The 23,934-nt window shown below is 29.7% G+C and carries 24 protein-coding genes, 1 tRNA gene and 1 pseudogene; 13 read left to right on the forward strand and 13 right to left on the reverse strand.

Annotation, left to right across the window (positions count from 1 at the left end; all coding sequences use genetic code 11):
* Window positions 1-28: 28 nt before the first annotated feature.
* The 4 genes from ACREVU_RS00995 to ACREVU_RS01010 form a co-directional block, all read right to left on the reverse strand.
* On the reverse strand, window positions 29-232 hold the full coding sequence (locus ACREVU_RS00995) for a hypothetical protein (RefSeq protein ID WP_431549773.1): 204 nt from the start codon (window positions 230-232) through the stop codon (window positions 29-31).
* Between the two features lie 32 nt (window positions 233-264).
* On the reverse strand, window positions 265-408 hold the full coding sequence (locus tag ACREVU_RS01000) for a creatininase family protein (RefSeq protein WP_431549774.1): 144 nt from the start codon (window positions 406-408) through the stop codon (window positions 265-267).
* 256 nt (window positions 409-664) lie between these two features.
* On the reverse strand, window positions 665-1,096 hold the full coding sequence (locus ACREVU_RS01005; protein ID WP_431549775.1) for a hypothetical protein: 432 nt from the start codon (window positions 1,094-1,096) through the stop codon (window positions 665-667).
* Between the two features lie 21 nt (window positions 1,097-1,117).
* On the reverse strand, window positions 1,118-1,471 hold the full coding sequence (locus ACREVU_RS01010) for a hypothetical protein (protein WP_431549776.1): 354 nt from the start codon (window positions 1,469-1,471) through the stop codon (window positions 1,118-1,120).
* A 289-nt stretch (window positions 1,472-1,760) separates the two neighbouring features.
* Here ACREVU_RS01010 and ACREVU_RS01015 point away from each other — a divergent pair.
* Window positions 1,761-2,306 (forward strand): annotated as a pseudogene (locus ACREVU_RS01015) (DsbA family oxidoreductase); the annotation flags it as partial.
* A gap of 39 nt (window positions 2,307-2,345) precedes the next feature.
* Here the strand turns inward: ACREVU_RS01015 and ACREVU_RS01020 are convergent.
* Complete coding sequence (locus ACREVU_RS01020) at window positions 2,346-3,722, reverse strand: aldehyde dehydrogenase (RefSeq protein ID WP_431549777.1); 1,377 nt, start codon at window positions 3,720-3,722, stop codon at window positions 2,346-2,348.
* A 421-nt stretch (window positions 3,723-4,143) separates the two neighbouring features.
* Between ACREVU_RS01020 and ACREVU_RS01025 the strand changes: the two genes are divergently transcribed.
* The 5 genes from ACREVU_RS01025 (at window position 4,144) to ACREVU_RS01045 (ending at window position 6,859) form a co-directional block, all read left to right on the forward strand.
* A complete protein-coding gene (locus ACREVU_RS01025; protein ID WP_431549778.1) occupies window positions 4,144-4,464 on the forward strand; it encodes a hypothetical protein in 321 nt (106 codons plus the stop codon).
* A 199-nt stretch (window positions 4,465-4,663) separates the two neighbouring features.
* Window positions 4,664-4,739, forward strand: a tRNA-Pro gene (locus ACREVU_RS01030).
* 216 nt (window positions 4,740-4,955) lie between these two features.
* On the forward strand, window positions 4,956-5,480 hold the full coding sequence (locus ACREVU_RS01035; RefSeq protein ID WP_431549779.1) for a phosphatase PAP2 family protein: 525 nt from the start codon (window positions 4,956-4,958) through the stop codon (window positions 5,478-5,480).
* Window positions 5,481-5,608: 128 nt separating this feature from the next.
* The gene (locus ACREVU_RS01040) at window positions 5,609-6,262 is read left to right on the forward strand and encodes an HAD family hydrolase (RefSeq protein WP_431549780.1); all 654 of its coding nucleotides are present in this window, start codon (window positions 5,609-5,611) and stop codon (window positions 6,260-6,262) included.
* A 159-nt stretch (window positions 6,263-6,421) separates the two neighbouring features.
* The gene (locus ACREVU_RS01045; protein WP_431549781.1) at window positions 6,422-6,859 is read left to right on the forward strand and encodes a hypothetical protein; all 438 of its coding nucleotides are present in this window, start codon (window positions 6,422-6,424) and stop codon (window positions 6,857-6,859) included.
* Between the two features lie 680 nt (window positions 6,860-7,539).
* Here ACREVU_RS01045 and ACREVU_RS01050 read toward each other — a convergent pair.
* Both ACREVU_RS01050 and ACREVU_RS01055 read right to left on the reverse strand, forming a co-directional pair.
* Window positions 7,540-8,841, reverse strand: coding sequence for a DUF2812 domain-containing protein (locus tag ACREVU_RS01050; protein ID WP_431549782.1), 1,302 nt, complete (start codon window positions 8,839-8,841; stop codon window positions 7,540-7,542).
* Window positions 8,831-9,190: a PadR family transcriptional regulator gene (locus ACREVU_RS01055; RefSeq protein ID WP_431549783.1), complete on the reverse strand. Its 360-nt coding sequence runs from the start codon at window positions 9,188-9,190 to the stop codon at window positions 8,831-8,833. Before ACREVU_RS01055 ends, ACREVU_RS01050 begins: the two co-directional genes overlap by 11 nt.
* A gap of 228 nt (window positions 9,191-9,418) precedes the next feature.
* Between ACREVU_RS01055 and ACREVU_RS01060 the strand changes: the two genes are divergently transcribed.
* The 3 genes from ACREVU_RS01060 to ACREVU_RS01070 all read left to right on the forward strand — a co-directional run bounded on the left by ACREVU_RS01060 (window position 9,419) and on the right by ACREVU_RS01070 (window position 11,427).
* Window positions 9,419-10,276 carry a hypothetical protein gene (locus tag ACREVU_RS01060; RefSeq protein ID WP_431549784.1) on the forward strand — a complete coding sequence of 286 codons (858 nt, stop codon included), beginning with the start codon at window positions 9,419-9,421 and terminating at the stop codon, window positions 10,274-10,276.
* 306 nt (window positions 10,277-10,582) lie between these two features.
* Window positions 10,583-10,894 carry a PadR family transcriptional regulator gene (locus tag ACREVU_RS01065; RefSeq protein ID WP_431549785.1) on the forward strand — a complete coding sequence of 104 codons (312 nt, stop codon included), beginning with the start codon at window positions 10,583-10,585 and terminating at the stop codon, window positions 10,892-10,894.
* 14 nt (window positions 10,895-10,908) lie between these two features.
* Window positions 10,909-11,427, forward strand: a complete 519-nt coding sequence (locus tag ACREVU_RS01070) for a DUF2812 domain-containing protein (protein ID WP_431549786.1) — start codon at window positions 10,909-10,911, stop codon at window positions 11,425-11,427.
* A 183-nt stretch (window positions 11,428-11,610) separates the two neighbouring features.
* Here the strand turns inward: ACREVU_RS01070 and abc-f are convergent, their stop codons facing one another.
* Window positions 11,611-13,167 carry a ribosomal protection-like ABC-F family protein gene (gene abc-f / locus ACREVU_RS01075; RefSeq protein ID WP_431549787.1) on the reverse strand — a complete coding sequence of 519 codons (1,557 nt, stop codon included), beginning with the start codon at window positions 13,165-13,167 and terminating at the stop codon, window positions 11,611-11,613.
* 345 nt (window positions 13,168-13,512) lie between these two features.
* Here abc-f and ACREVU_RS01080 point away from each other — a divergent pair, with 345 nt between their 5' ends.
* Window positions 13,513-14,688, forward strand: coding sequence for a class I SAM-dependent rRNA methyltransferase (locus tag ACREVU_RS01080; protein ID WP_431549788.1), 1,176 nt, complete (start codon window positions 13,513-13,515; stop codon window positions 14,686-14,688).
* Window positions 14,689-14,813: 125 nt separating this feature from the next.
* Here the strand turns inward: ACREVU_RS01080 and ACREVU_RS01085 are convergent, their stop codons facing one another.
* A complete protein-coding gene (locus tag ACREVU_RS01085) occupies window positions 14,814-15,518 on the reverse strand; it encodes a 2-phosphosulfolactate phosphatase family protein (protein WP_431549789.1) in 705 nt (234 codons plus the stop codon).
* A 142-nt stretch (window positions 15,519-15,660) separates the two neighbouring features.
* Here ACREVU_RS01085 and ACREVU_RS01090 point away from each other — a divergent pair, with 142 nt between their 5' ends.
* On the forward strand, window positions 15,661-16,590 hold the full coding sequence (locus tag ACREVU_RS01090; protein ID WP_431549790.1) for a transposase: 930 nt from the start codon (window positions 15,661-15,663) through the stop codon (window positions 16,588-16,590).
* A 399-nt stretch (window positions 16,591-16,989) separates the two neighbouring features.
* Here ACREVU_RS01090 and ACREVU_RS01095 read toward each other — a convergent pair whose 3' ends face one another.
* The 4 genes from ACREVU_RS01095 to ACREVU_RS01110 form a co-directional block, all read right to left on the reverse strand.
* Entirely contained in the window at window positions 16,990-17,937 is a 948-nt protein-coding gene (locus ACREVU_RS01095) for a PucR family transcriptional regulator (protein WP_431549791.1), read from the reverse strand.
* Between the two features lie 13 nt (window positions 17,938-17,950).
* Complete coding sequence (locus tag ACREVU_RS01100; protein WP_431549792.1) at window positions 17,951-19,060, reverse strand: ABC transporter ATP-binding protein; 1,110 nt, start codon at window positions 19,058-19,060, stop codon at window positions 17,951-17,953.
* Between the two features lie 158 nt (window positions 19,061-19,218).
* Window positions 19,219-20,148, reverse strand: coding sequence for a tRNA modification radical SAM protein MnmL/YtqA (gene mnmL / locus ACREVU_RS01105; protein WP_431549793.1), 930 nt, complete (start codon window positions 20,146-20,148; stop codon window positions 19,219-19,221).
* 123 nt (window positions 20,149-20,271) lie between these two features.
* Window positions 20,272-21,348, reverse strand: coding sequence for a hypothetical protein (locus tag ACREVU_RS01110; RefSeq protein WP_431549794.1), 1,077 nt, complete (start codon window positions 21,346-21,348; stop codon window positions 20,272-20,274).
* 217 nt (window positions 21,349-21,565) lie between these two features.
* Between ACREVU_RS01110 and ACREVU_RS01115 the strand changes: the two genes are divergently transcribed.
* Entirely contained in the window at window positions 21,566-22,639 is a 1,074-nt protein-coding gene (locus ACREVU_RS01115) for a YkvI family membrane protein (RefSeq protein WP_431549795.1), read from the forward strand.
* A gap of 260 nt (window positions 22,640-22,899) precedes the next feature.
* A complete protein-coding gene (locus ACREVU_RS01120) occupies window positions 22,900-23,790 on the forward strand; it encodes a radical SAM protein (RefSeq protein ID WP_431549796.1) in 891 nt (296 codons plus the stop codon).
* Window positions 23,791-23,934: the final 144 nt, after the last annotated feature.

Below are 23,934 nucleotides of genomic sequence, written 5' to 3' on the forward strand. Positions count from 1 at the left end.
TTATAATACAATGCTTCCTAGTATGGTTTTACTTGTAATAATACTTACCCTGCTGCATTGTTTCAATTCTCTGTATTATTTTGCCTTCTAATAATTTAAAGATTCTCTCTCCCTTTTCCACTGTTGCCAATGTAGCATCTCCAGTAAGTGCATCTTGGAAAATAGTTTTTCCCCTATCCATAAATCTTACAGGTATGAGTTGCTTATTAGGATTTCGCATTGCTTTTCCCATTTTCACAAGCTCTTCCTTGTAATATAAAACAGCTAAAGTCTCATTTGTGAATAATTATCTTTACCTAAGGGCAAATGATGTCCATGTGCCTCCACTGATCCTATTGGAATAATTAATGTATTGATTATTTTACTATATTTTTTAAAATCATCAGAAGTATATTCTATTATATGCATAAATTCTCTTTAGTGAGAAATGTTAAACACCCAAAGCTCACTAAATGTTCACTTCCTTTCTAGCAATAATAATATAACGACTTTGCCTTTCATATGTTTCTATATAAGTTTATTTAATCTTCTTATGATCTTTCAAAAAAGAACCATTAACTCACGATTGAAATCACGTGTGTGCATGGTTCAGTTATCAAAAGATAAAACTCATATTTTTAAACTAATATGTGGATATGAGGGTATTACTATCTATATTACATTCTTATTTTCTATTATATTTCATGAAAAATTTTTCTACTTCTTTTCTATTTTCAGGCTCAATATTTTGTAAAGGGATATTATATGGTCTTTTATCTACTTTTATTGCTATGTATTTCTTTGTTATTTCAACTTTACTTATATCATTAAACAGAATAACTTTACCCTTTGGCGCAAAATTACTATTAAGTTCAAATCTATCCTTTTGAAATATCAAATAATTTAAATTTTCCAGTCTTCTAAGTTTTAAAATAAAAGATATTGAAAAGCCTATAGATACAACTGTAACCATTAAGAAAATTTGTGCAATCGCAGTTCTTCCGCGTGCAAAAGATCCCGCGACTCCAATTAATAATGTAAGGCTCATTAAAATGCTAAATGCACCTTGCTTCATAGCTATCTTTTTTGTTACTTTACTAAATTTAATTTCTTTCATGTTTTCCTCCTAAGATTGTTGTCATATTTTTTTCTCAATGATTTTCATATCCACAAAAAATTCTCTTGCTTTCACTTCTATGTATGACATACTATAATCCATTTCAAAGTTTGTCATAGCGGAATGAATCCCACTGTCATTTAAAAAGTGTACCGTACATATATTACTATCTTCTATAGTACAAAATCTAATAAGTATACTTTTAACTGATGGAAATTGCACCCTAGAAACCATATATTTAGGAGCATTGTATAAATATAAATTTACGCAACTACCATCTATTGGAATTATTAAATCACGGTTATACTCATCCTTTTGTATTTGTCTTACTTCAAAATCACTAACTACTTTTAGGTTGCTTTTTTCATAAATCATAGATGCCTCCAATAAAAGATTCAATATAATTGTTTTATTACCTTTATTACAATATATTATATCATATTTATTTTAATATCCCTTAATTCCCATCTTCTTATCTTACCTTTAAATTACATATGCAAAAATAATTTTTATTACTTCAAAATAGTTATTGATACAACTATAATATATAAATAAATAAATAATAGTAATTAATGTGTACATTTATATTATAAAAAAATTTGGAGGTATTATTATGAGTATAAAAATTAAAATTTTCTCCGACTATATTTGACCCTTCTGTTATGTCGGCAAAGGTATTGTCGAGAAGCTAGAAAGTGAATATGACCTTGATGTGGAATGGTTAGGACTAGAAATACACCCCGAAACTCCTGTAAGCGGTGTAAGCCTTACCAAAAAATTCAGCAAATCTAATTTAGATGGTATGCTAAAAAACCTTAATCGCTCAGGTTCTCTTTATGGAATTAACTTTGGAAGATTAGAAAGAATGCCTAACTCCCATAATGCTTTAGAAGCTGCAGAATTTGCTCGGTCTCACGGAAAGTTAAAAGAGTATCATTCTTCATTAATGGATGCTTACTTTAGAGATTCAAAGGATATAGGAGATCTAAATGTACTTGGCGATTTAGCTAAAGATTCGGGCCTAAATAAAGAGGAACTTATTGATGCTGTTAAAAACAGGAACTTTGAAACTATTTTAAATAATAGTACTAATGATGCACACAGCATGGATATTAATAGTACTCCTACTTTTATAATAAATGATAGTTACTCAATAGTTGGTGCACAGCCTATAGAGGAATTTAAAAAAATATTAGATAAACTTAAATAAAACCATAAGCCTTGCAAAATGCAGGGCTTATATTTTATGTTATTTCATAAGTTTCTTTAATAATTTAATCTTATCATTATATGGTGCATATCTTATTTTAACATCTATACTATTACTCTTTTTTGTTACACTTTTTTTATGAGAAAAAACATCGTAGCTTCCTCTTCCATGATAAGCATTCATGCCACTAGCACCTACTCCCCCAAAAGGTAAATATGGCGATGCTACATGCATAATTGTATCATTTATGCATCCTCCACCATAAGAAATCCTATCTATTATCCATTCTTGGTGTTTCTTATTATTAGAGAAGAAATATAATGCTAGGGGTTTAGGTCTTGAATTAACCATTTCTATAACCTGCCCTAAATCATCAAATTCTAAAATTGGCAAAATAGGACCAAATATCTCATCTAGCATAATAGGATCATTCCAAGTTATATTATCAATAATAGTTGGCGCAATATATTTTTCTGCTCTATCATATTCCCCCCCAGTTACAATTTTGCCACCACCTAATAATCCTAGTAGCCTATCAAACTGCCTTTCATTTATAATCCTTGGAAAATCATTGCTCTTTTCTGGATGTTCTCCAAAAAACTCCTTAATGTATCCCACCATTTCGGTTATAAGTTTTTCTTTAACACTTTTGTGTACTAATATATAGTCCGGAGCAACACAAGTTTGTCCTGCATTTATAAACTTCCCCCAAGCTATTCTTTTGGCTGCTAGCTTTATATCAGCGTCTTTATCCACTATGCATGGACTTTTTCCACCCAGTTCTAAGGTTACCGGAGTAAGATGTTTAGATGCAGCCTCCATCACTATTTTACCAACAGGAACACTACCTGTGAAAAATATGTAATCAAAGCTCTCTTTTAATAGTGCCTCTGAAGATTCCTTACCGCCGTATGCTTCAACCACACAAATGAACTCCTGAGAAAAGCTTTCTTCAATGATTTTTATAATGACTCCAGTAGTCTTTGGAGCATTCTCAGAAGGTTTTAACATAGCACAATTACCAGCAGCTATGGATCCAATTAATGGTGATATTAATAGTTGGAACGGATAATTCCAAGGCGAAATAATTAAACTAACCCCATAAGGCTCTGAATAAATATAACTTGAAGATAAAAAATTTGTTAATGGAGTTCTTACTTTTTTAGTTTTTGCCCAAGACTTTAAATGCTTTATAGCAAAATTTATCTCCTCTAAAATTATTCCAATTTCAGTAGCATAGGCTTCAAATTCAGATTTATGCAAATCAACCCATAGAGCCTCCACTATTTGTTTCTCGTTATTTTTAATAGACTTTTTTAGAGCACACAATTTTTCTATCCGAAAATCCAAATCCCTCGTGGCTCCAGAATCGAAATATTTCCTTTGCTTTTCTAAAGTTCTCGTTATCTTACTCATTTTTCACTACTCTCCCCCTATTATTTTTTTTTAATTCACATTTAGATTTTCCTCATGAGGTTTTTTTTCGTTGCCCATAACTAAACTATATTCTTTTGTTTCTTCTATTAAGCATAGTTTATTCTTTTTTATTTCATTTGACAATTCATTGTTATATTAGAAACTAATTTTTAAAATCACATAATTTAACACCGTTAAAATACTCTACTTATGTGAATACTTTATTTATATAATTTAGTTTCAGTTTTTATAAATATATTGCGTAAAAATATTAATATTTGGTAACACTAAACATCAACTACACCATGACTAACTTGTTTGAAAACTATTATTTTAAAATATAAAAAGGAGGTAGGTTGGATTTGAATGATTATGGCATTCCTCTCATAGTCAAAATCACCAGTATCTAACCATAAAAACCATGAAAAATTTTTTAATTTCGGCTATAGTAGATATTATTATAATTTTCTCTTCTTATTTTCTATTTAGAAGTGTTATAAGTGGACCTACTCGTCATAGGTTATACGAAAAATTCATGAGTTCTTTCGCAAAATTTGTAATTATTATTTTTGTAGCTAGTGCACTAGTCACTTCCCTTACTGCTCTAGTTTTATACAAAACAAGGTATATAGTATATATCAACATAGTAGCTCCTGCTCTTGTGTCTATACTTGTTGGTTTCATTATGTCTACTGTACCTACTAGAGGTGTTGGAGATAAAGAAAAAGATGCTAAAAAATAAGCATAGAGCAGTTTCTCATAGAATGTTCTATGAAAAACTGCTCTATGCTTTTATATAATTAATCCTACAAAAGCATATGCCAATGTTAAAGACTCAAGAAAAAAACATAGCATACAAATCCTATATTTCTTACATTTGAAAAAATCATTGCAAATATTGTTGACATTTATCGTTTCCTATTATATAATAAAGAAGTCGTCGGGGTGTAGCGCAGCTGGGAGCGCGCGTGGTTTGGGACCATGAGGTCGCAGGTTCAATCCCTGTCACCCCGACCAAAAAGAGTTGTTTAACGACAACTCTTTTTTTATTGTGAATAAATACTATAATGGGGTTTTTAAAGTCCTAGTTAGATCCTGTCATTAAGGTAAAAATAAAACTAAAATATTCCGCAAATAATTTTAGTTAATATTTTACAATGTAATTACTGACTAAGATATGATACAATATTTAGTAATTAGAATAAATATTTTTCGGGTCCAAGGGAGGGTTTTATGAAAGCATTATTTGAATATATAAACCATAGAGACATTAACCTTCTTAGAATTATTAATAATTCTTGGAAGTGTAGGTTTTTAGATACTATAATGCCAGCTATGACTTACTTAGGCTCTTTTCCATTTATGTTTGTTTTCTGCACTTTAGCTTTTTTATTAAGCACTACCGCGCTTCATGTCATGGCTACCCGTGCTATGATTTCTATAACAATTAGTACTGGTATTGGTAAACTTCTTAAAATAACTGTGACTAGATTAAGGCCTTTTATAGATATTCCAAATTTAAATATTAAAAAAATAGGTATAGATAAATACTCTTTCCCGTCTGGACATACTATTGGCGCGTTTTCATTAGCTGTGATAATAGCTTTATATTTCCCTATTTTCGGATTTATAACTATACCATTAGCCTGTTGTGTAGGCATCTCTAGAATGTATATAGGGGTTCATTACCCTACAGATGTCATGGTGGGCGCTTTTCTAGGAATTACCTGTTCATTACTAACTTATAGGTTCTTTTAATATAAATGAAAACAAATAACAATAGCTACCGCAGACAAACTGTGGTAGCTGTTGTTAAATAAAGCTACTTACGAAATTTTAAATTCAACTGTATTCCATAATACTATAATTATATAAGAGGTGATTTAATGCTAACAAATATTAAAGCTGCAATTTTCGATTTAGATGGTACTCTTGTCGACTCTATGTGGGTTTGGGGTAAAATAGACGAAGATTATTTTAAAAATAGAAATATGGCTTTACCGAAAGATCTAAAAACCCAAATAGAGCATCTTAGCTTTGATGACACAGCAGAATATTTCAGAACCAATTTTGGTATATTAGACACTATAGAAGAAATTAAAAAAGAATGGATAGATTTTGCCTATGTGGAGTATCTTAACAATGTAAAATTAAAACCTGGCGTAGTTGAATTTTTATCCTCACTTAAAACTTCAAATATAAAAATAGGACTGGCTACAAGCAATAGTAAGCCATTATTAGAAGCTGTGCTTAAGGCTAATGATATATACCATTATTTTGACAGCATAACTCTCACTAGTGAAGTATCTAGAGGTAAAAACTTTCCTGATGTATATTTACTTGCTGCTGAAAAATTAGGTGTAAAGCCAGAAGAATGTGTAGTATTTGAAGATATACTACCTGCAGTTAAAGGTGCAAAGTCTGCTGGAATGAAGGTGGTCGGTGTATATGATGATTTTTCCAAAGAACAAAGGGAAGATATTACGAGTCATGCAGATATGTATATAATTGAATATCGTGAATTAACTCCAGCCATTTAAAACTCATGATTACACATGAGTTTTTTTATATGAATTTTTTTGTCTTATATAGAATAGTATATACTAAGCATAAATATAATATATGCACAAACTTTTGAGTTAAACTCTATAACATCATAAATCATTGTTTTAATAAGTAATTTTAAGGGAGAGATACTATTGCTTATTTTTCTATTTTCAGTTGTTTTGATAGCTTTTGGTGTATATTACACTCTAATGAATCAAAAACTATCAACTCAGAAAACTCAACTAAAGGTTGTTTCTAGACAAAACAGAGAATTCAAATCAAAAATTGCAAGCGCTCAAAGTACGCAGGGACCTATTATAATAAAATATAAAGTTCCACTTTTTAAAACAGGTACTACAAAAGAAATTTGTAGTCTATATCTAAGCCCTATAGAAAATTCACCAGTTATCTCTAACTTTGCAAAAAATATCACTGTAGAAATTCAAGATTCTGCTGAGATCTTTGATATTTCATGGTATGAAATATCTCTGAAATCCCAGACTAATATTAATAACAAGGGATGGATAAAAAAAGAAAAAATACTTACCCAGGATGATACCATTAACAATCAAGATGATATAATCTCATAAGAGTAGCAAAGGGCATATATTTTATACAATGTATGCCCTTTAAAAACAATCTAATATCAGTCTTTTTTATGTGTCTTTTTATTGTGTTTAGTCCCTAAATTATTTACCTTTTTCTCCTTTTCTTGTTGGCTTGAACAAGATGGATCCTTTTTTTCTCCCATAGCATTTATACCTCCATTAAATAAAATATTTAATTCTAGTATCACTTTACTATTTTGCTCAATATGCAGATTATAATGCTATGAAATTAATAACAAAAATCAATGCTAAAAACATTTTATATTACATTTGGGAATTAACTTTATCCAATTCCATTTATTACTAATTTAAATCTATTTCTAATTTAAATTTATCTCTAATTTTAATCTATTTACTTTAGGTTATTTACAATATTTATTTTTTAACATATAAATTTCAAGGAATAATTTTACATATATTAGGATATAATAATAATATATCTAATGCGTATAAAGTGAGGTTGATTTTATATGAAAAAAATAAAAGTAAAAGTAGGAATAGATAAAACTAAATTAATTAAAGGTGACAAACGGCTTATTGCATGTGGAAAAAATTTTTAGAAGATTGTTTAACAAAGAATTAAATATTGATAATATTATGATTTTTAAGCAACCCAATTTTTAAGATTATAACAGCTACATAATAAGTAAAAAGCACCTATATCATTGTTGAAATAGCTTTTTATATACTATATTTAGAAATTTATCTTTACTTATATTAGTACCTTTTACGATAAAAACGACTTTGTCCTCTGATGCTAATATATAAAAGTTACCCGAGATACCACCCACATAAGCTCTAATGTTACTAGGTAAACTAGTTTTCTCACGTTTATATTTCATATATTTTTTATATCTACTTACCAAGCTATTTTCTTGCAATTTAATTAACACAGGATACTTACTTTCAAAAATAGTGTATTCAAATGAATCATATCCGCTATCATAGGTGTATTTTGTCCTTTTAGCTAATATACTTTCATCAAACTCAATATGCCAATTTTTATTTTCATTTTTATTATATCCAAAGTCCATGATTGTTAAGCTTACTTTCTGCGCTGGCAATTTACTTTGCTTGTCATTATTAATGGTTCCAAACGCACTGATAAGATTAGGTACAACTAATAGTAAAACTATTGCGCTCCCAATATATATTCCCCTATTACTAGCTTTTGTATAATCTTTTTTGTCAGTGAACTTTTTAACATTGCTTAATATTATTATAGGGATCAGCATTATAAGTGCCAAAGGAATATTAAGTTTTCTACTCCCAGTACTATCCAAAATTAATGATATTAAAAATATAATGATCAATATTATGTTATACGTTCTAATTAGTATACTTTTTTTCTTTAACTGCTTATAGCTATTATATGGCATTTGCTGGTTTATCTTTAACTGACCTTTCGCTTTTACAACCCAAATATAAAAATTGATAACTTGTATACAATTCATCAATATAATAGAAAACAGCAAGCCTAATGTGAATATACCTATATTACTTGCTAATGCTTCTGTATTATCTGTTAATTGCAGATACATGCTAATGATAAATAAGATAATTAAAATCATTTGAGTGTATATAATCTTTATTGAAGATTTATAAACAACTTTAAATTTTTCCCCTTCATCAGTATGAATAGACACAATTTCACTATCACTATCAGTGTAAAAGATTTGAGTAGCGCCATCCTCACATATATAAGTCGATCCTGCCTTCTCGCAATATTCCCTATATTCTAAAGCTATATCACTATCGTTATGATCAAAAACAGAAATCCTATCAAGTACATCCACCGAGTATTTTATTTTTCTTGCTTCTATCTTCTTGAATTTGAAGAAACCTCTCTTTGTAGATTGCAATAACCAACCCTTTTCTGCCATTTCCTCAAGATATTCTTCTATCGCAGAGCATTCATAGGGTAAATATATAACATACGTTCTCTTTGTATCCTTACTTCTCACCCTTTCCCCCTCCTCTCTCTACTTTTAAATTACCTTGGTATTTTTCCATATACAATAATCCATCATCTACCATAGAAATTAACCTTCTATGCTCATCAATTAGTAATCCTTTTCCCTTTTCAGTGATTATATAGCTTCTTTTTCTCCCTTTTACTTCTGTCTCTATTATCATATTTTCTTTTTCAAATTTACCAAGAAGTGCATATAAGGTACCTGGTCCAACCTTTACACGGCCTTTGGAAATTTTTTCTACAGCCTGCATAATATCTACACCACACATTTCCCTTAATAAAGACATTAGGATGTAATACATTGGTTCTGTTAAATTTTGAAATTGTTCTCTCGCCACTTCTTATCACCTCTTTAATATCGAGTATCGATATCTATAGTTTTAGTATATTATCGACACTCGATATTGTCAATATATATTTACCTTAATTTAACTATTTAGAAATGTTGTAAATATTTTATATCTAATTCCATGTGATTAAATTAAGTATTCTATTTTTTAGAATGCTAATTATGTTATAATTTATACATAAAGCTAACAATCTTGTTAGAACTAAAGGAGTTTAATATGAGAATAATATCTAAAAATAACCTATGTTTAAATAGACCATACATAAATTTAAAAAAACTACCCCTAAAAACTTCATTAAGAGTTGGTGAAATTACTGAGACTGGTTTTAAAAGTACTTATATAATAAATCAGCATACACAAAACTTATCTACTAATGATAACTACATTCTACAATCAAGTAATGGAATTGAGAAAATAACACTTGATACATCACTACTCCATGAACTTTTATTAGTTGAGGTCAATTATTCATCTAAAAATAGTAATAAATCTTCTTTCAAAGTTTACCTTGTTTTAGGAAATATAAAATATTCCTTACCCTATAGCTCATTCGAAGATATTTATGAAAGTTGTATGGATATCTTAGCTAGAGAACTTAATGAAAAAGAAGAATTAACTTACATAAAAGATTGTTTTAAACTTTTAGAAAGTGATGAAATCACAGTAGATATAAATTTAAATTTAGAAAGACTACAAGAATTTAAGGATAAGGTAAACTACAAAAGAAATATTTATTATTTTGTTATAAATAACATTGCTGCAACCACTTCAAAGTATGACATTAATGTTAAACCTTACGATATACTAATAAGTGATATACTAAAAGTTCTAAGATATAACAGTTCTACAAGACTTTATACCATACTAGAACCTATTAATGAGTCAACTAAAATAAAGTTAAATGAAAATGATATTATTTGCGATTTGAGTGAAATTAATTTCCCCACTGTCAGCATATGCACTGATTATGGTCTGGGAAAATTATTAGATGTTAAAAATAATGTTATTCCCAATACTAATACATTGTCATTATTTGCTAATATACTAGACCTAGGCCTCCAAGTTTTAAACTAGAAATACTATTAAATCATCTCCTGCGGAGCTGCATATTAAAGACTTCAGAAGGAGATTTAGACTCCCACTGAAGTTTTCTCTTTGTTACAGCATGTAACTCCCACTTATAGACCTGAGAAGCTTTCCCTGTAAAATATTATTAAAACCCTAAAAAGAGCTAGAAATTATTCTAGCTCTTTTTAGGGTAATTTATACTATTTATGATGTCTAATTTTTGCAACATTATTCTTAATATATCATTGACAAATATATCGTGTGATGATATATTAAATATATCATCACACGATATATTGGAGGTTGATCTATTTGGAAAATCGTACACCTTTGACAGAAGCCTTATTTTACATCTTATTAGCCACACGCACACCAAATCATGGATATGGTATTATTCAAGATGTAGGCGAAATGACAAGTAAAAGTGTAATCTTAGGGCCAGGAACATTATACGGAGCTATTAATTCAATGCTTACAAAAGGATGGATTACTCTTTATAGTGAGGATAAGGAATCCAGAAAAAAAAAGCAATACCTTATTACAAATACAGGAAAAGAAACGTTCAAGAACGAAGTAAAAAGGTTAAATGTTCTTATAAGAAATGCAAAAAAGATGGATGATTAGGGGGATATGTTTATATGTTAAAATTCAAACTATATTATGACAAAGACGAAGAAGAAGATTGGTTGAAAAAAATGTGTTTAAATGGATGGGCATTCAAAAAATTCTTCCTTGGATTTTATACTTTTGAAAAATGTGAACCCGGAGAATATAATTATCAAATAGACTTGCTTGATAGCTGGAATGGGGAAAAACGTGATTATGCAGCTTTTATGGAGGATACAGAAGTAAAAGTTATATCTCAATGGTGGAGATGGGTATATCTACAAAAGATGGCATCGGATGGTCCCTTTGAAATGTATACAGATATAGAATCAAAAATCACTCAATACAATAAGATTAAGAACTTTTTCAAAGTAGCTCTGGTTATAGAATTGATTTGTTTCACTATAGAGGCTCTGGCAACAATTAATACTGGTTCCTATATTCTTGGAATATTTACAGCATTACTTGCAGCAATTTGTTTTACAATATTACAAATAGTTTGGAAATGCAAATGGAAAATTGAACAATATAAGAATGAAAAAGATATGTAATTATATCAGGAAGAAATATTGATTGATTCTCATATTTTCTACCCTATGAAATAAAAGAAAGCCTAGGACATATTATAAAAATATATCCTAGGCTTTTGTCCATCCATGTACACAATTAATTGTATGTCTTCTATCAGATCCGACCAATTTGTTATAAATAATGCTCTTAAAATTTAGTTATCGTTACACTATTTTAGTTGTCCATTCCTCACAGTCCCATACATCTGTTACTACATCCTCATAGAAATCCGGCTCATGGCAAACTATAATTATACTTCCTGTATATTCTTTTAATGCCCTCTTGAGCTCTTCTTTAGCATCTACATCTAAATGATTGGTAGGTTCATCTAGAATTAATATATTAGTTTCTCTATTTAGAAGTTTCGCAAGTCTTACCTTTGCTTGCTCTCCACCACTAAGCACTGTAATTCTACTTTCAATATGCTTTGTCGTAAGTCCACACTTAGCAAGTGCAGATCTTACCTGGCCTTGAGTGAAACTAGGGAACTCTTGCCAAAATTCTTCAATACAATTATTGCGGTTGACTCCCTTTATTTCTTGTTCATAATATCCTATATATTGATAATCTCCTAAGTTTGTATGACCAGAAACAGCTTTGATATCACCCATAAGACTCTTTAACAGTGTTGTTTTACCAACACCATTAGCACCAGTTAAAGCAATTTTTTGTCCTCGTTCCATATACAAATCTAAGGGCTTAGATAGTGGGGTGTCATATCCAGTGACTAAATCCACAGTTCTAAATATTATCTTCCCTGAAGCTCTTGCAGTTTTAAAATTAAATTGTGGTTTAGGTTTATCTTTTGTAACTTCCATTCTATCAATTTTATCTAATTTCTTTTGTCTTGATTTTGCCATACCACTAGTAGAAGCTCTTGCTTTATTTTTAGCAACAAATACCTCAAGTCTATTAATTTCCTTTTGTTGTCTTTCATAATCAGCTTCCATTTGAAGCCTTTTAGCATCATGGACTCTCAAAAACTCTTCATAAGAACCAATATATCTAGTTAACTTTTTGTTTTCCACATGATATATTATATTAACTGCATCTTTTAGGAATTCAATATCATGGGATATTAGGATAAATGCACTTTCGTAATTTTGAAGATATCTCTTAAGCCACTCCACATGATTCTCATCCAAAAAGTTAGTAGGCTCATCAAGTAGTAGGACATCTGGAGCTTCTAATAAAAGTTTTGCAAGAAGAACCTTTGTTCTTTGTCCTCCACTTAAATCTGTGACATCATTTTCAAGACCAACATCTTTAAGTCCAATTCCTGCTGCTACCTCATCTATCTTAGAATCAATAGCATAAAATCCATTATTATCAAGCAAATCTTGAATTGTTCCCATTCTGTCCAATAACTTTTCTAGTTCCTCAGGGGTCGCTTCTCCCATTTTCTCCGTTACATTAATCATTTCCTCTTCTAGGTCAAACAGATATTTAAAAGCATCCCTTAAAATTTCTCTAATGGTTTTTCCCTTTTCAAGAACAGTATGCTGATCCATATATCCAAATCTAACGTTACTTGACCATTCAACGTCACCTTCATCCGGCATAAGCTTACCTGTAATAATATTCATAAAGGTTGATTTACCTTCTCCGTTAGCTCCTATAAGGGCTATGTGTTCCCCTTTAAGCAATCTAAAAGATACATCTTCGAATATTGACCTATCGCCAAATCCATGACTCATATTTTTTACTACTAATCTACTCATTTGTTTTTTCTCCTTAATATAGTATAATTCTATATATTTATTATTTTTTCTATTTTAAAAGTATTTCTACTCATACACTTATTTATTTTTAATAACTGGACATTATATATATGGATTACCATCAAAGAAATTTCATCCAATTTTTATCTAAATATCCTTAATTCCAGTATGCATTTAAAAATCGCACATATATAAGTGTAATTTATAAATGAACTTTTGTCAAAAGAATTTTATGTATTTCATATTACAAATTAAAACAGTGTGGTATACTACTATAGATAAATAACTTGATATTTTTTATTAAATATTGTTTTGCAACCCTAAAAAGTACAGGAGGGATTAAGTATGGCTTGTAAATTTTACTTATATAGAGGTAAGGGCAGAAATGCCGAAAACGGTCACCTTTGGATATATGCTAATGAAATTGAAAATTTTGATGGTGAATATGAAAATGGAGATATAATAGAAGCATATAATTTTAGAGGAGAGTTTATTGGCAAAGGATTCGTAAACGATGCTTCTAAAATTGCTATAAGAATAATGACAAGAGATATTGACGAAGAAATAGATGAAGAATTTTTCAGAAAAAGACTTCGTGCTGCTTGGACATATAGGCAAACAGTTATAGATACATCTAGTTGTAGATTTTTGTTTGGAGAAGCGGATTTTGTACCAGGAATGATTATAGATAAATATGAAGACTATTATGTTATTCAATCTTTAGCATTAGGTATAGATAAATACAAAGATATAGTTGTTAAGCTACTAACAGATGAGTATCATGCAAAGGGTGTATATGAAAGAAGCGATGCTAGAGTTCGCGTGCTTGAAGGCATGGAACAAACAACAGGATTTTTAACGGAACCCTTTGATACTGATATACAAATTGTTGAAAATGGTGTTAAATATCATGTTGATATTGCAAATGGTCAAAAGACTGGATTTTTCCTAGATCAAAAGGAAAATAGAGCAGCTATCCAAAGATTATGTAAAGGTGCTGATGTTTTAGATTGCTTTACCCACACAGGTTCTTTTGCACTTAATGCAGGTATAGCTGGAGCTAAAAGTGTACTTGGAGTAGATATTTCTGATTATGCAGTAGAATGCTCTAGAAAAAATGCGCAGCTTAACGGACTTTCAGATATCGTTAAATTTGAATCCCATAATGCTTTTGATGTATTACGAGAATGGTCAAGAGAAGGAAGACAATATGACGTTGTAATCCTAGATCCACCTGCATTTACAAAATCACGTTCTACTATAGATGGTGCCACAAGAGGATATAAAGAAATTAATCTACGTGGTATTAAATTAGTTAAGCCAGGCGGATATTTTGTAACTTGCTCTTGTTCTCACTTTATGTACCCTGATTTATTTAGAGATACAATAGCTGAAGCAGCATTAGATGCTAAACGAACACTTAGACAAGTAGAGTTTAGAACTCAAGCAGCTGATCACCCAATATTATGGAATTCGGATGAATCTTACTACTTAAAATTTTATATATTCCAGGTGGTTTAAAAATAAAAAAGTATATATTACTAGAACTGCTTTCACTTCGCTAAGTAATTCTAAAATTTATTTTACGTAATATATACTTTTTTTATTGCGTTTAAGACTATATATTTTGTCATTACATAATTTTGTTAACTTATAATCCCATTCTTATATTCTGGAACATTATCTATAATATCTTTTCTACAGCAGTATTCTAAATCCGCACCAAGGCCTAGCTCTGTAATTCTTTTATAGTGACTTGCGTATTTTATAAAACTGTGGATATCTTCATTATTTTTATAAATATAATGAGAAGTAAAAGCAATATCAGAAAGATCCGCCTCTATTTCTGTTAACACACAATGAATTATATAGCCACTACATAAAAAATCATCTATAGAAAATTCACCATATGTCCCTGCATTAACTATTACTACATCATTATTTAACTCTAATATTTTCTTTGCTATAGCCTTAGCATTTAGCATGGCACCTATTAGGATGTTACTAGCCCCTGTGCAGCCCTTTATAGCTTTAGTACCATTAGTAGTAGTCATCACAAGTGTTTTCCCTTCTATGGTATCTCTAGTGTATTCTAATGGAGAATTTGAATAGTTAAACCCCTCTATTTTTAACGCATTTCGTTCTCCTCCAAGCATAAACTCTTCTTTATTATTTCTCACAATTTCAGATGCGTCCTCTACAGTTAAAACAGGAATAACACCTTTGCATCCATTATTCATTGCAGTAGTTATTACACTAGTTGCCCTAAGCATATCTATTACTACCACTGTTTTATTTGCTATTTTTTCTTTCTTTATATCGTCAGCAGAAACTATTATATCTATTTTCATATTTATTCTCCCCTTTGTGATTCACCATCTTTAATTATAGAATAATTGGGGACGGTTAACAACTAATTGAACTAATGCCTTGAATATTACCCTTCTCATTGGGAATAATCTATATAAAAACTAATGAATAGGAGTGATTTTCATGGCAAGAATGGCAAGATTAAAAGCAGCTTATGCTATATATCATATTATGTGTAAAAGTATCAGTGAGGTGAATTTATATAGGGATTCTGAAGATAAGGAAAAGTATTTATCCCTTGTGAAAAAATATAAAGAGCTCTATAATGTTAGGGTTTACGGGTACTGTCTTATGGATAACCATGTACATTTATTGATTGATTCTAATGGCTCAGACATATCAAAAGTCATGCATGGAATAAATTGTTCTTATGCAGCATACTTTAACAGAAAATATAAAAGGGACGGACATCTTTTTAAAGATAGATTCAAGAGTAAAATAGTTGATAATGACTCATACTTGAAGACCGTATCATTATATATACATAATAATCCTACAGCTATAGGTAAATTTAAGGATTGTCCTGAAACCTATGCTTTTTCTAGTTTAGGAATATATATAGGTAAAAGACGAGATCATTTCAACATAATTGATTATGGATTTGTTATGGGCTTTTTCGGTAATAATCTTGACATTGCAAGAAAAAATTACATTAGCCTTATTTTGGGATGCACCAATGAAAAATTAAAAGAAGAACTTGAATTTAAAAATGAAAAAACAGAATATAGAAGTGGTCGGAAAATAATTGAACGAAATTTCACATCCGAAGATGTGCTGAAATTTATAGCATCAAAAATGAATATATTAGAGTTTCATTTTCATACAAAATACAGTAGAAAGCTTGTAGGTGCAAAAGCATTAGCAGTTGTATTAATGAGGAGTCTCTGCAATTCTAAGTTTAGTGATATATCCAGCGAACTTGGTAACATTACACAGGCTAGAGTTTCTCAATTAACTAGCATTGGTATTGAGTTAATTGGAACTGAGAAACAACATGAAAATATTATGGAGGATTTCATTAAATTTATGCTTAGAAAGAATGCAATTATATAAGTGCTATTAAGTTAAGTAATTTAAGGCAAGCAGATAAAATTTATTGATTTAATCTCATTAGCCCATATATTTATAAATTTATAATAACAAACAAAAATTTTCATATTTAATAAATAGTTATTTTATTTTTAACACGGTTGGACAAGCATTTAAAAACTTAATGTTCTATTAATTTAAATAGTAAAAATATACCATAAGTAAATGAATTTAGGAATAAAAGAAATAAGTTTTTATAGAAAATTCAATATAACCTAATATGTTAACAATTGTTAACCGTCCCCATTTATTTTCTTGATAGGTAAATTAATTGTTAACCGTCCCTTTACCTACCTACCTACCTACCAAAAAAAACTCTACTTTTACAATGAGTAAAAGTAGAGTTTTTAACTAATTATATAATTATTCCTTATTTTCTTTCCATATTAGAAAGGCTATAAGAAATACGGAGGCATCTTTAAAGTCCCTTATATCAAAATTTGTTTCTTTCTTAATCTTATCCAATCTATAGATAAGAGTATTCCTATGAACATATAGTTTTCTAGCAGCATCACTTATGTTAAGACCACAATCTACAAATTGCTCAATAGTTATTATCATTTCACTATCAAGAGCATCAAATTTGTCTTTTAGCATGCTTAATAGCTCCTGCTTAATTTTACCATCTACATTATATACAATTTTCTCAAATAACATCTTATTGTAACTAAATGTATGGTCTTTTATATCGAATTTTTTTCCAAGTTCCATACATTGCAAAGCATCATTGTAAGCTTTCTTAAGCCCTTTTATGTCATAAGTTATATCTGCATAACTTACATAACATTTGCAATACAAATCTGATGAGATAGATTCTTTTATACTTTCTGTGTGGCCCTCTACTTCATCAAAGTCACCAATTACAATTATGTTATCGTTATATATTAAACTTACAACTGGCTCATTATCATATATTTGTTTTATTATGTTAAGAGATTCATAATTACTTCCGTCTACACTTATTAATAATACATAACACCCATTTTTAAGGAAAGGTAAATTAAGACTAATATTATCAATAGAAATTTCTCTATTTTCTAAGATATCAATAACTGCTTGTTCTTTAGTTAAAAAATGCTGAGTATATTTGTTTTCAATAATATATTCAAGTAAAGATGTACAATTTTCATACTTCTTTTCCAAACTGATTATGCCTTTAACTCGCCCTAGCATAATAGTAAAGTTAGTTATATGTGAATTTTCAATATCTAAGTCACTAATGTATAATGCAATACCATCTTCTGTAACTACATTAAATGGTATATTTGAAGAATGACTTAAATCCTTCAAGAATTCTGTGAAATTGTACATAATGAATTTCCCCCTATATTATTGTGTTTTCAGTTTCTTTATCAAACACATGAATTTTACTTGTATCTATTGCAATTTTAATTGTATCTCCAACTTTAACTTTAGATGATCCATTAACTCTAGCTACAATATTTGTATTTCCTTTTTTCATGTATATATTAGTTTCTGCACCCATAAGCTCTGCAACCTCAACTTGAACTGATATAACTGAATTTTTATTTTTTTCGATAAATGCAGGTGTGTTATCAATATCTTCTGGTCTAATACCCATTACAACAGTTTTTCCTATATAAGATTTTTCTTTTATAACATCAGCTTTATCTTTTGGTAATATTACAATTTCATCATCAAAAGTAAGTACGATTTCACCATTTTGTTCTGCAATTTTTGCTTCCATAAAGTTCATTTGAGGACTTCCTATAAATCCAGCAACAAACATATTAACTGGGTGCTCATATATATTAGAAGGAGTATCTACTTGTTGAGCTAGTCCATCTTTCATTACAACTATTCTTGTTCCCATGGTCATAGCTTCTGTTTGATCATGAGTTACATATATAAAAGTTGTTTGTAGTTTATGATGAAGTTTTGCTATTTCTGTTCTCATTTGAACTCTAAGTTTAGCATCTAAATTTGATAAAGGCTCGTCCATTAAAAACACCTTTGGATTTCTTACTATAGCTCTTCCAAGTGCTACTCTTTGTCTTTGTCCACCTGATAATGCTTTTGGTTTTCTATCAAGTAAATGTTCAATATCAAGTGTTTTAGCTACATCAGTAACCTTTTGCTTTATTTGATCTTTAGGCATTTTTCTTAGTTTTAAACCAAATGCCATGTTATCAAATACAGTCATATGAGGATATAATGCATAGTTTTGAAAAACCATAGCTATATCTCTATCCTTAGGTGCCATATCATTTACTAGTTTATCACCAATATATATTTCACCTTCTGTAATTTCTTCAAGACCTGCTATCATCCTTAAAGTTGTTGATTTACCACAACCTGATGGTCCTACAAAAACTATAAATTCTTTATCTTCTATTTCAAGATTAAAATCTTTAACTGCTGTTACATTTCCAGTATAAACTTTGTATATGTGCCTTAATGATAAATTTGACATAATTTATTCCTCCTACATGTACATTCTAAATGTTTTCTATATATATATTGTAAACCTTTAAAACATATTTATCTATTCTCAAAACCCCCAAAAGTGGTAAAGTTAATTTGTAGAAAGACACAAATGAACCAATTAAGCCAATTGTACTAGTTGTACATTTAAAGCTTAAAATTAATTCCTTGATATAAATCTAATTCCTTTAGTTTGTTATCTATGCCATTTAAGACTTCCCATTTTTTCAAACTCCACATTGGTCCTATTAATAGTTCCCTTGGCGCATCCCCAGTTAATCTATGAATAACCATATTAGGCGGTAACATAGTGATTGCCTTAACAATTATGTCTATGTACTCATCTTTTTCCATAAACCTAAGTTTTCCTTGATTATATAGATTCACCATTGGTGTATGCTCTACAAGATAGAGCAAGTGCATTTTTATTCCTTTTATTTCTTTATGCGCCACATAATCTATTGTTTTTAACATATCCAATCTACTTTCTCCAGGAAGACCAAAAATAGTGTGAACTACCACATCAATTTTTCTTTTATTAAGATTTTTAAGAGCCTCTTCAAATCTCGGCAATTTATATCCTCTATTAATAATCTTTGCACTTTCATCACTTATGGTTTGAAGTCCCAGTTCCACCCAAGTGTATACTCTATTTGAATACTCCTCTATAAGGTCTAATACCCCATCATCTAAGCAATCAGGCCTTGTAGCTATAGCTAATGCTACTACCCCCTCCTGTGATATTGCTTCCTCATATTTTTCTCTTAATACTTCTATGGAAGCATATGTATTGGTATAAGCCTGAAAATAGGCAATATATTTTCCTGTTTTCCATTTTTTACTCATCATACTAACTATATCTTCAAATTGACTTGTAATAGAAAATCTCCTATCTCCACCAAAATCTCCTGAACCTCTTTCACTACAAAACAAACAACCTGCGCTACTAATAGTTCCATCCCTGTTAGGACAAGAAAAACCACCGTCCAAAGCAATTTTAAAAACCTTATCCCCAAATTTATTCCTTAAAAAATAATTTAAGCTGTGATATTTCTTGTGACCCCATGTTTTCTGCACTAATTCTCACCCTTTCTTTGTTTGTGGACCATTTAATAAAATAACTAGTCATTAGACTAGTTATTTTATTAAAGATATTAGCCCTATGTTAATTATACCTTATGTCCATAGTTAATGTATTAATTATAATTTATCTACGGTAAAATCCTTTAAATCCAATTTCCATTTACCAATAATATCTGTTTCTGAATTACTAACATTTGCTTTAGGTATCACTTCATACGTCATAGTTCCTTCACCAAAAGAAGAAAATACTATCTGTACTTTTTCAATAGGATAATCTTTCTCAAAATTAATAGGGATCATATCTCCATTGTCTACTTGATAAACCCTAATACATTTTCCAACGTTTTGTTTAGTATATTGTACAAGTAGAAATTTCTCGTCTAAGGAAAAAGTCATAAATTCAACTTTACAATTCAGCAATAAATCTATTGGAATTAACTCCTTACCAATTGGCTTCTCCTTAGCTACCACTCCAGATCCTCCACCTTCTGAAGACTGAGCTCCTGATTTTGTAGCATCGCCTTGGACTGCTAAAGACTCATCAATATTTACAACACCAATGAATGAATTTGTTTTATAGGTACTAATTGCAAGTTTTTCTCCTTCATAACTAAAATTGATTGCACCGAATTCTTTTGAGGGCACAATTAATTTATATAACTCTGCACCATCATCTCTTGAATACATATATTTAGGAAATCCCGCTTCATCAATAATTAAATTTGTTTTCACATTCTTTTTGTCTCGGAATCTTATACCTATGCCTTCAACAAAGGCTTCCTTCTGTAGGGCATTTGTAATCTCACTTATTTTATATTCTGCTCCATCTTTAACAACTTTAATAGAATATTCATCCAAACAAGAAGATGAACTAACCATAGAGGTTCTTGTAATTCTAACCTTAAAAACTCCAGTTCTTCCAATCTCATTGCTTTCAGTAACTTTATATCCCTTTATCTTCATTTCACTAAGTTGAAAGTCTAAAGATTTTCCAAGCAATTCTTTAGTATACAATTTCTTTCCACTTTCATAATCTTCCCTCATTATAAAATCCATATAATTATTAACTACATTAGTTGCACTTTTGATTTCAAAAGCATTAACCTTTGGTTTTTCCTCTTCCTCTTTCTTTGTACATGCAGTGAAAGACAAAACATAGAATATTACTAGTAAACAACACAATATTTTTTTCATTATTCTCACTCCCTTTTAATTCAATAATGATATTTATAATTACTTTTATACTTGTGCTTTACAAAATCAAATTTATCCTTGTAATTATAGTTTCCCTATAAATAAATTTTTAATTTATAAAATCATTATTTATTATTAATAAATACACATATATTTATTAAGACAAGTATCTAATTTATTTATTACCCTTATCAAATAATTTTATGGAGGAGATAATTTGAAAAAAAACATTGGTTCTATATTTCAAACTTCAGCTGTATTTATCGGTACCATAGTTGGTGCAGGACTTGCTTCAGGACAAGAGATAACTCAATTTTTCAGTACTTATGGATATGTGAGTTTTTGGGGAATTCTTATTTGTGGCTTAATCTATATTTTACTAAGTTCTATTATAATCTCTATTAGTCTAAAACATAAATTAAGCTCCTATACCGAATTTATAACTCTTGTAAGCCCAGGCTTTTTTGGTGTAATTACAGATATTTTTACAAGCTTCTTCTTAATCAGTGGTGCTTCCATAATCTTAGCTGGAAGCGGAGCACTTCTTCATCAATATTTTGGTGTTTCAAAATGGATAGGTATTTTACTTATGTCTATAATCTCTTTATACACATTACTTAAGGATACCAAAGGACTAATAACTATAAATTCATTTATAGTTCCTGTTCTCACTACAATTATTATAACTATATTCGTTTTATACTTAGTGTTCTACAAAGATATGGTTAGTACTTCTTATATAAAACAAATCCCCTCTTATAAAAATAATATTATTCCTGGTCAATGGTTTTTTTCAACCTTACTCTATGCTGGCTTTAATATGCTATGTTGTAGTGGTGTACTAGTCCCACTAAGCCAAGAAATGAAACGCAAGCGTGTTCTTATCCCTGGAGTTATAATAGGAGCATTAGTTTTAACTCTATTAAGCTATTTGATAAATATAATGCTTTTATTAAACATACCTCAAATTTTCAAGTACGAAATTCCACTATTATACATAACACACCGTTTTGGTATGTTAATGCAAATCCTTCTACTTTGTGTAATTTGGTTTGAAATGTTTTCAACTGAAGTTTCTGATATATATAGTGTAGGAAAAGCCTTTGAAAAAAAATTTAATATTCCTTATAAAAAAGCTGTACTATTAATACTTATTATAGCTTTGCCTATTTCGCAAATTGGATTCAGAAATTTAATTAAAGTCCTTTATCCTGGTTTTGGTGCAATAAGTCTTATTTTTTTAATTCAATGTGTTGTATTTCATATAAGAACTACAAAAAAAGCGAATTGACATTATATATATCCAATTGTACAATTCTTATAAGTGATAGGTTAAATCATCTTCTGCGAAGCTGCAATATTAATGACTTCAAAAGAATATTTAGATTCCCACTAAAATTTTATTTTTGTTATAGTACAGAACTACCACTTATAGACGTAGGCGACTTTCTTCTCAAATGTCGTTAAATCTAAAAATTGAAATTATCAAACAAGGAGCTAAAAATGATTAATAGCGGTAAAGAAGAATTAAATAATTCATGTTTTTTATACATGCTAGAAAAATGCAATTTATGTCCTAGGAAATGTTTTGTTAATAGATTAAATGGAGAATTAGGATTTTGCAGGGCTTCTAAAGATGTAAAAATAGCAAAAGTCACTTTATACAACTGGGAAGAACCCTGTATTTCAGGTACATCTGGTTCTGGAACTGTGTTTTTTTCAAATTGTAATCTAAGCTGTGTATTTTGTCAGAATCATAAAATAAGTCATGAGGGTGTTGGAAAAATAGTGTCCATATATCGCCTTAGCGAAATTTTTTTAGAGCAACAGCAAAGGGGAGCTCACAATATAAATTTAGTTACCCCAACCCACTATGTACCACAGATAATAGAAGCTCTAAAACTTGCTAAAAACAAGGGCCTTAATATCCCTATTCTCTATAATTCAAATGCATATGAGGATATCGAAACAATTAGAGCCCTAAAAGGATTTATTGATGTTTATTTACCAGACTTAAAATATTATAGAAATAAATATGCCTTTAAATATTCAAAAGCTCCTAATTATTTTAATATTGCCTCAGAAGCTATTACTGAAATGGTTTCCCAGGTAGGAGAAGCTAAATTTGATAATGATGGAATAATTCAAAGAGGAGTAATAATTAGACACTTAATGCTGCCTGGCTTGTTATTTGATTCTAAAAAAATTATAGATTATATATATACTACCTTTAGTGAATCAGTATATATTAGCTTAATGAATCAATATACCCCTATGCACCATGCATTTGAATATCCTGAAATAAATAAAAATTTAAACCCAAAACACTATGATTGTCTAATTGACTACTGCTTAAATTTGGGCATAACCAAATGCTTTATTCAAGAGTGTGGAACTGCCTCTAAAGCTTTCGTACCGAACTTTGATTTAACCGAAGTATAATTTTTCTAAAAAAAGTCTAATCGAGTAGGAGCTAAATAATTAATTTATTTAGCGACCTCTCACACCACCATGCATACCGTTCGGTACACGGCGGTTCAATAGAAATTAATGTTTTAATAAATATGTCTCAGATATAGAAACTAA

This window comes from Clostridium sp. (assembly GCF_050717535.1).
GTDB lineage: Bacteria > Bacillota > Clostridia > Clostridiales > Clostridiaceae > Clostridium_AD.

What these genes read in the sequence shown, in the direction of transcription:
- ACREVU_RS00995 (WP_431549773.1), bottom strand. Translation starts at nt 232, where the DNA reads ATGGGAAAAGCAATGCGAAATCCTAATAAGCAACTCATACCTGTAAGA.
- ACREVU_RS01000 (WP_431549774.1), bottom strand. Translation starts at nt 408, where the DNA reads ATGCATATAATAGAATATACTTCTGATGATTTTAAAAAATATAGTAAA.
- ACREVU_RS01005 (WP_431549775.1), bottom strand. Translation starts at nt 1,096, where the DNA reads ATGAAAGAAATTAAATTTAGTAAAGTAACAAAAAAGATAGCTATGAAG.
- ACREVU_RS01010 (WP_431549776.1), bottom strand. Translation starts at nt 1,471, where the DNA reads ATGATTTATGAAAAAAGCAACCTAAAAGTAGTTAGTGATTTTGAAGTA.
- ACREVU_RS01020 (WP_431549777.1), bottom strand. Translation starts at nt 3,722, where the DNA reads ATGAGTAAGATAACGAGAACTTTAGAAAAGCAAAGGAAATATTTCGAT.
- ACREVU_RS01025 (WP_431549778.1), top strand. Translation starts at nt 4,144, where the DNA reads ATGAAAAATTTTTTAATTTCGGCTATAGTAGATATTATTATAATTTTC.
- ACREVU_RS01035 (WP_431549779.1), top strand. Translation starts at nt 4,956, where the DNA reads ATGAAAGCATTATTTGAATATATAAACCATAGAGACATTAACCTTCTT.
- ACREVU_RS01040 (WP_431549780.1), top strand. Translation starts at nt 5,609, where the DNA reads ATGCTAACAAATATTAAAGCTGCAATTTTCGATTTAGATGGTACTCTT.
- ACREVU_RS01060 (WP_431549784.1), top strand. Translation starts at nt 9,419, where the DNA reads ATGAGAATAATATCTAAAAATAACCTATGTTTAAATAGACCATACATA.
- ACREVU_RS01070 (WP_431549786.1), top strand. Translation starts at nt 10,909, where the DNA reads ATGTTAAAATTCAAACTATATTATGACAAAGACGAAGAAGAAGATTGG.
- abc-f (WP_431549787.1), bottom strand. Translation starts at nt 13,167, where the DNA reads ATGAGTAGATTAGTAGTAAAAAATATGAGTCATGGATTTGGCGATAGG.
- ACREVU_RS01080 (WP_431549788.1), top strand. Translation starts at nt 13,513, where the DNA reads ATGGCTTGTAAATTTTACTTATATAGAGGTAAGGGCAGAAATGCCGAA.
- ACREVU_RS01085 (WP_431549789.1), bottom strand. Translation starts at nt 15,518, where the DNA reads ATGAAAATAGATATAATAGTTTCTGCTGACGATATAAAGAAAGAAAAA.
- ACREVU_RS01090 (WP_431549790.1), top strand. Translation starts at nt 15,661, where the DNA reads ATGGCAAGAATGGCAAGATTAAAAGCAGCTTATGCTATATATCATATT.
- ACREVU_RS01095 (WP_431549791.1), bottom strand. Translation starts at nt 17,937, where the DNA reads ATGTACAATTTCACAGAATTCTTGAAGGATTTAAGTCATTCTTCAAAT.
- ACREVU_RS01100 (WP_431549792.1), bottom strand. Translation starts at nt 19,060, where the DNA reads ATGTCAAATTTATCATTAAGGCACATATACAAAGTTTATACTGGAAAT.
- ACREVU_RS01110 (WP_431549794.1), bottom strand. Translation starts at nt 21,348, where the DNA reads ATGAAAAAAATATTGTGTTGTTTACTAGTAATATTCTATGTTTTGTCT.
- ACREVU_RS01120 (WP_431549796.1), top strand. Translation starts at nt 22,900, where the DNA reads ATGCTAGAAAAATGCAATTTATGTCCTAGGAAATGTTTTGTTAATAGA.